Below are 1,970 nucleotides of genomic sequence, written 5' to 3' on the forward strand. Positions count from 1 at the left end.
GTGGGATCCGTCAATTTAGCCACACGACCGGTCTTCACGTCATCAGCCGAGGTGCCTCCAATCAGGGGACTGAAAACCTCGTTCGATTCACCAAAGACGCCGTGGCAACTGGCGCATTTGCCCTCCCACACATCCTGGCCCTTGGCCACGGTCCCGGAGCCGGCGGGCAGGCCCTTGAAGTCCGGCCGCACATCGATGTCCCAAGCGGCCACTTCCTTGGGGGTGGCTGCTCGGCCAACACCCGGAAACTGCGTAGCGGTCTGCGCGGCCGCCAGGCCCGTTACTGCCAATACCGCAACTGCGATCACTGCATTACGAAAGTTGAACATTTTTCACCTCGCCGTTTTCCTGAACCAGCCACGACTGAATCGCGTTGTTATGGTAGATTGAGCGCGTACCCCGTACCGCCCGCAGTTGCTTGTAAGTTGGCTGCACATAGCCGGTGTCGTCGGTGGCGCGGCTCTGGATAAGCGCTGGCTTGCCGTCCCAGACCCAGTCGATATTGAAGCGGGTGAGTGCCTTGGACAGCACCGGCGTTTCAAGCCGGGCCTGACGCCAGTTGCGGCCACCATCCACCGACACATCCACCTTCTTGACCTTGCCCTTGCCCGACCAGGCCAGACCCGTGATGTTGTAAAAACCCTTGTCAAGCAACACCTGACCGCCCGAGGGCGTGGTCACGACGCTCTTGCATTCCTGCAGGTTGCTGTACGGACGATGCGTGCCATCGGGTTGCAAGTCCATGTAATGGATCGCCTCATCCTTGGCTGCATAGGGCTTGTCACCCACTTCAACCCGGCGCAGATACTTCACCCAGCTCACGCCCTGCACGCCCGGAACAATCAGCCGCAGCGGATACCCGTTTTCAGGGCGCAGCATTTCGCCGTTTTGGCCGTAAGCCACAATGACTTCACCCGAGGTAATCAGGCTCATCGGGATGGTGCGCGTCATGGACGAGCCATCAGCCCCCTCTGCCAGCACAAATTTGCCGTTCTTGAGGTCGGCTCCCGCCAGTTCGAGCAAGGTGATCAGCGGCACGCCTGTGAACTCGCTGCAGGAAATCATGCCATGGGTGTATTGGCAGGTGGGCACCGCCACATTGCCCCACTCGGCCGCCGTATTGGCACCGCACTCAATGAAGTGAAAGCGCGACACAGAAGGCAAGCGCATGATCTCATCCATGGTCAAGACCTTGGGATTTTTCACCATGCCGTTGATCATGAACCGATGCTTGGACGGATCGATGTCCCACCAGCCCTTGTGGTGGCGCTCGAAGTGCAGGACGCTCGGCGTAACGATGCCGAATAAGGACTGCAGCGGCGCAAAGGACACGGACGCCTGCGTGGTTTGCGTCAAGCCCGGACTTTGGCGGCGCTGCACATTGGTCTCGAACTTGGAAGGTTGGCCGTAACTACCTTCAGCAGACACCCCTTGACCCAATCCCTTGCTGTGCTCGGGCAAGGTCAGGATGTTGGGATCTCCGCCTTCCGACGGCACAGGATTCCCCTGCGCCAGCGCAGCCGGGGCGGCAGCACCCGCTACCGCCGCAGCGAAGGCACTCCGGATAAAGTTGCGGCGGCCATTCTTGGCCTCTGCAAATACAGTCTTGATGCCTTCGCGGCTCAAAAAGTTCTCAGGCGCCTTGAGGATACGCCCTGAACTCAGGTCTTCTTGCTTCACAGAGTCTCCTTTAATATGTGGATCCATCATTAATCAATGCTCAAACCGTCTGCATCACGGGCTTCAGCGGCCAGCTGGGAACAAACCGCCCGGCAGACCAGCCCCGAAAATTCATCGCCTATGCGATAAAAAACTTGCGCTCCATTGCGCCGTTTGGCCACTACCCCCGACCGGTACAACATGGTGAGATGCTGCGAGATGTTGGGCTGCGCCGCGTCTATCAAGCTGCGCAGTTCACTCACATTCTTTTCACCCGTGCAAAGCGCGCTAACAATACGCAAGCGCACGGG

Annotated in this window: 3 protein-coding genes; all 3 read right to left on the reverse strand. The window is 59.0% G+C overall.

Annotated elements, in window-relative coordinates; translation table 11 throughout:
* On the reverse strand, positions 1-329 hold a 329-nt coding region (locus tag Q8K05_RS17155; protein WP_370868896.1), incomplete at its 3' end, for a c-type cytochrome.
* Positions 313-1,680: a sulfite dehydrogenase gene (gene soxC, locus Q8K05_RS17160; RefSeq protein ID WP_305247823.1), complete on the reverse strand. Its 1,368-nt coding sequence runs from the start codon at positions 1,678-1,680 to the stop codon at positions 313-315. The genes soxC and Q8K05_RS17155, both read right to left, overlap by 17 nt.
* A gap of 29 nt (positions 1,681-1,709) precedes the next feature.
* A complete protein-coding gene (locus tag Q8K05_RS17165; protein WP_370868897.1) occupies positions 1,710-1,967 on the reverse strand; it encodes an ArsR/SmtB family transcription factor in 258 nt (85 codons plus the stop codon).
* Positions 1,968-1,970 lie beyond the last annotated feature (3 nt).

The organism is Polaromonas sp. (genome assembly GCF_030682935.1).
GTDB lineage: Bacteria > Pseudomonadota > Gammaproteobacteria > Burkholderiales > Burkholderiaceae_C > Polaromonas.